We start from the raw sequence: 4,788 nt of genomic DNA, 5'->3' as shown, positions 1-4,788 counted from the left end.
GCGCGGGTGCAGGTGTCGCCCATGATCATGAAGGTCGCGTGCTTCTTGTCCCAGCACTCGCCGATGTTCGGGCAGCCCGCCTCCTCGCACACCGTGTGCAGGCCGTTGGCCTTCACGATGTTGCTGGTCTCGGCATAGCCGCGGGTGCTCGGCGCCCGCACGCGGATCCAGTCCGGTTTCCGGGGCGAAGCGGCATCGGGCCGGTTCACCTTTTCGGGGTGACGCGGGCGCGACGGGTTGGAAATGTTGTCGACGACGACGACCATGGGGTGTCCGGTCTGTTCAGGCTCTACCTAGTCGGTATCGTGGGGCCTCGCAACCCGGCTCGCCCCGGTTCAGGGAACATGGCAGATATGGGCAATATCCTGCTCTGTTCTCAACCGATTCTCTCTCCGCATGACGCCACGACCGAAAGCTTCCACACCCGCCCTCGGCAAGCCGCTGAAGCGCGCCTTCTTCGGCCGCAGCGTGCATGAGGTCGCCCCCGAGCTGATCGGCGCGACGCTGCTGGTCGACGGCGTCGGCGGGATCATTGTCGAGGTCGAGGCCTATCATCATACCGACCCGGCGGCGCACTCCTACCGGGGTCCGACCCCACGGAACCAGGTGATGTTCGGCCCGCCCGGCTTTGCCTATGTCTACCGCTCCTACGGCATCCACTGGTGCGTGAACTTCGTTTGCGAGCAGGATGGCTCGGCCAGCGCCGTGCTGGTCCGTGCATTGGAGCCGACCCACGGTCTCGCGACAATGCGTCGGCGCCGCCACCTTGATGACGTCCGCGCGCTGTGCTCGGGCCCGGGCAAGCTGACCGAGGCGCTGGGCATCACCATCGCGCACAACGCCCTGCCGCTCGACCGGCCGCCGATCGCCGTTCATGCGCGGACCGGCAAGGTGGAGGTGGTCGCGGGCGTTCGCATCGGCATCACCAAGGCCGTCGAGCTGCCCTGGCGCTACGGGTTGAAGGGCTCGAAGTTCCTGAGCAAGCCGTTTCCGAGATAGCGATCACCCCGCCTGCTTCAGCCGCTCCAGCGCCTCCAGCAGCTTCGCCTTGCGCGCCATCGCGGCCTCGCGCTTCTCGCGCTCCTCCTCGACGACCTCCTCGGCCGCATTGGCGACGAATTTCTCGTTCGCGAGCTTGGCTTCGGCGCGCTTGATGTCGGCGTCGGCCTTGCCGATCTCCTTGTCGAGGCGCGCGTGCTCGGCAGCGAAGTCAACCACACCCTTCAGCGGCAGCGCGGCGACCTCGCCGCGCACCAGGAGCTGCACCGCGCCGTCGGGCGCACGCTCGGCGAAGGAGATGTCGGACAAACGCGCCATCCGCTTGATGACGTCGGTCCAGCGCGGCGCCCGCGCCTTGGTCTCGGCGGCGGCGCCGGCAAGCACCAGCGCGGTCAGCGTCGCCGGCGGGATGTTCATCTCGGCGCGCACCGAACGGATCGCGGTGACGAGATCGATCACCCAGCCGATCTCGGCCTCGGCGGCCGGATCGCTGAAGTCGGAATGGTCGAACATCGGCAGCACCACCGGGGCGATGAAGCCGTCATTGGGCATCGCCGCCGCGATCATCGCGAGCTGCTCCGCCGTCGGCTCCGGCTTGAGCGGCCAGGACGCCAGCGCCAGCAGGCCCTCGCGTTTGGCGGTGACCTCCCACAGCTCCTCGGTGATGAAGGGCATGAAGGGATGCAGCAGCTTCAGAATTTCGTCGCGCGCCCAGGCCACCATCGTGCGGGTCTCAGCCCTGGCAGGGCCGTCCTCGCCGAGCAGCACGGGTTTTGCGAGCTCGACATACCAGTCGCAATAGACGTTCCAGACGAAGCGATAGATGGCGGAGGCCGCATCGTTGAAGCGGTAGGCCTCGATCGCCTCGCTCACCTCGCGCGCGGTGTGCGCGGTCTCGTGCGCGATCCAGCGGTTGAGCGTCTCCTTCGCCTTCGCCGGCTCGAAGTTCTCGGGCACGGCGCAATTGTTCATCTCCGCGAAACGGCAGGCGTTCCAGAGCTTGGTCGCGAAATTGCGATAGCCCTCGACGCGGCTGGTGGCGAGCTTGATGTCGCGCCCCTGCGCCGCCATCGCGGCGAGCGTGAAGCGCAGCGCATCCGCACCGTATTCGTCGATCAGGTTGAGGGGATCGATGACGTTGCCCTTCGATTTCGACATCTTGGCGCCCTTCTCGTCGCGGACGAGGGCGTGGATGTAGACGGTCGAGAACGGCACCTCTTTCATGAAGTGCAGGCCCATCATCATCATCCGGGCGACCCAGAAGAAGATGATGTCGAAGCCGGTCACCAGCACGTCGGTCGGATAGTGGCGTTTCACCTCCGGCGTGTCGTCGGGCCATCCCAGCGTGGAGAACGGCCACAGCGCCGAGGAGAACCAGGTGTCGAGCACGTCCTCGTCGCGTGTGATGAAGCCCTCGCGCTTGCCGCGGTCGAGCGCCATCTCGCGGCCCTGCTCCTCCGTGATGACCTCCTGCTCGACGTAATAGCCGAGCGCGTGGCTGACGGCCTCCTCCTCGGTCTCGGCGACGAAAACCTTGCCGTCCGGACCGTACCAGGCGGGGATCTGGTGACCCCACCAGAGCTGGCGCGAGATGCACCAGGGCTGGATGTTCTCCATCCAGTCGAAATAGGTCTTCTCCCAGTTCTTCGGCACGAAGGTCGTCTCGCCCGAGCGCACCGCCGCGATCGCGGGCCTGGCGAGCGTCTTGGCGTCGACGTACCACTGGTCGGTGAGATAGGGCTCGATGACGACACCGGAGCGGTCGCCATGCGGCACCATGTGGGTGTGCGGCTCGATCCGCTCGACGAAGCCGAAATCCTGCAGCCGCTCGACGATGCGCTTGCGCGCGGCGAAGCGCTCCGCACCCTGGAACTCCTCGGCGAACTGCGCGGCGCCTTCCGGCAGGGCGTGCAGATAGTCCTCGTTGCCGACGAGGTCGAGGCGCCCCTCCCGGTCGAGCACGCTGATCTGGCGCAGGCCGTGCCGCTTGCCGACGTCGAAATCGTTGAAGTCGTGCGCCGGCGTCACCTTGACCGCGCCCGAGCCCTTCTCGGGATCGGAATATTCGTCGGCGACGATCGGAATCTTGCGGCCGACCAGCGGCAGGATCACGTGCTTGCCGACCAGCTTCCGGTAGCGCTCGTCGTCGGGATGCACGGCGACGCCGGTGTCGCCGAGCATGGTCTCGGGACGCGTGGTCGCCACCACGATGAAGCTCGCGGGATCATCCGGGCTGAAGGTCTTGCCTTCGATCGGATAGCGCAGGTACCACAGGCTGCCCTTGACCTCGACCTGCTGCACCTCGAGATCGGAGATCGCGGTGAGCAGTTTCGGGTCCCAGTTGACCAGCCGCTTGTCCTTGTAGATCAGGCCGTCGCGGTGGAGCTCGACGAACACCTTGACGACGGCGCGCGACAGGCCCTCGTCCATGGTGAAGCGCTCGCGCGACCAGTCGCAGGAGGCGCCGAGGCGCTTGAGCTGGTTGATGATGGTGTCGCCGCTCTCGGCCTTCCACTGCCAGACCCGCTCCAGGAATTTCTCGCGGCCCATCTCGCGGCGGCTGGGCTGCTGGCGCTCCATCAACTGCCGCTCGACCACCATCTGGGTGGCGATGCCGGCATGGTCGGTGCCGGGCTGCCAGAGCACGTCGCGTCCACGCATCCGCTCGAAGCGGCACAATATGTCCTGCAGCGTGTTGTTGAGCGCGTGGCCCATATGCAGCGAGCCCGTCACGTTCGGCGGCGGGATCACGATGGTGAAGGGGCTGGCGTCGCGCCGGTCGGGGCGTCCGGCCTTGAACGCGCGGCTGTCCTCCCAGACGAGGGACATGCGGGCTTCGATATCGGCGGGCTGGTAGTTTTTCTCGATCATGGGGCTGCTAGAAAGCCGTGCGCGGGGTCCAAGTCAACCGGGGCCCGGGTCAACTTGCCACGAGCGTCGGCCTGAGTGGGGCACGAGCAGGCGTTTCCCGGCAGGCGCGGAAGCGGCGCAGAACGAGACCGTCGCGGGCTTGGGCTACCGGCCCCGCGAAACGCGCTCGATTTCCGCCTTTACGATGCGCTCGACGAGTCCGGGCAGGTTGTCGTCGAGCCAGGATTTCAGCATCGGCCGCAGCATCTCCTTCACGAGATCCTCCAGCGTGCGCGCATTGTTGCTGAGCACGGTGTGGGCCAGGGTGTTGAAGGCGGATTCGACCGCCGACACCGTCGAATGCGCCAGAATCGGCTGCTGCGGCGGCAGCGGCGGCGCGTCCCAATCGGTGGTGTCGAACGAGGGCCGCGGCGCCGCCCGGGGCGGCGGCGGCGCTTCGGCGAATTCGAGATCGTCCTTGGGCTCGACCTTGCGGAAGCTCGGCTGCGGCGGAGCCGGCGTCGCCATTTCGACCGCCATCTCGTCGGTCAGTTCGAGGACGTCGGGCTCAGGTTCGGGCTCGGGTTCCGGCGCCCGGACCTCAGGCGCGGAGGTGGCGTCGTCGAGTCCGGCGAGCAGCGCGTCGATGTCGTCCTGGCTGTTGCTCGGCGCGGCAGCCGGCGGCTTGGCGGCCGGCGACGGCGCCGCTTTCTCGGCGACGGGCTTCGCCGGGGCGATCTTCGAGGGCGGAATATCGTTCGTAACCGCCGGCTTTGCCGCCGGTGCTGCGGCGGGCTTCTCGGGCTTGGCGGCTTCGGCGGCCTTCTCCGCCGGCGGCGGCTTGGCCTCATCGTCGGCAATGATGCGCCGGATCGAGGCCAGAATCTCCTCCATGGAGGGTTCTTGGACCTTTGCAGGCTGCGTCATCTCCGACTCCAC

General features: G+C 67.2%; 3 protein-coding genes and 1 pseudogene. 1 reads left to right on the top strand and 3 read right to left on the bottom strand.

Translation table 11 applies throughout. The features are described from left to right. A pseudogene (locus KGM94_RS23535) lies at window positions 1–266 on the bottom strand (lipoyl synthase); the annotation flags it as partial. Window positions 267–396: 130 nt separating this feature from the next. Between KGM94_RS23535 and KGM94_RS23530 the strand changes: the two are divergent. After that, window positions 397–999: a DNA-3-methyladenine glycosylase gene (locus KGM94_RS23530; protein ID WP_300264611.1), complete on the top strand. Its 603-nt coding sequence runs from the start codon at window positions 397–399 to the stop codon at window positions 997–999. Between the two features lie 3 nt (window positions 1,000–1,002). On the opposite strand, the gene KGM94_RS23525 is transcribed toward KGM94_RS23530, so the two are convergent. Both KGM94_RS23525 and KGM94_RS23520 read right to left on the bottom strand, forming a co-directional pair. Beyond that, entirely contained in the window at window positions 1,003–3,870 is a 2,868-nt protein-coding gene (locus KGM94_RS23525; protein WP_300264609.1) for a valine--tRNA ligase, read from the bottom strand. A gap of 144 nt (window positions 3,871–4,014) precedes the next feature. After that, complete coding sequence (locus KGM94_RS23520) at window positions 4,015–4,776, bottom strand: DUF2497 domain-containing protein (protein ID WP_300264613.1); 762 nt, start codon at window positions 4,774–4,776, stop codon at window positions 4,015–4,017. Window positions 4,777–4,788 lie beyond the last annotated feature (12 nt).

It is taken from the genome of Bradyrhizobium sp. (assembly GCF_028868675.1).
GTDB lineage: Bacteria > Pseudomonadota > Alphaproteobacteria > Rhizobiales > Xanthobacteraceae > Bradyrhizobium.
The sequence above is the reverse complement of the archived record's forward strand: the minus strand, read 5'-3'. Positions and strand labels throughout refer to the sequence as shown.

Coding starts and splice junctions, on each gene's coding strand:
- KGM94_RS23520 (WP_300264613.1), bottom strand. CDS start 4,776: ATGACGCAGCCTGCAAAGGTCCAAGAACCCTCCATGGAGGAGATTCTG.
- KGM94_RS23530 (WP_300264611.1), top strand. CDS start 397: ATGACGCCACGACCGAAAGCTTCCACACCCGCCCTCGGCAAGCCGCTG.
- KGM94_RS23525 (WP_300264609.1), bottom strand. CDS start 3,870: ATGATCGAGAAAAACTACCAGCCCGCCGATATCGAAGCCCGCATGTCC.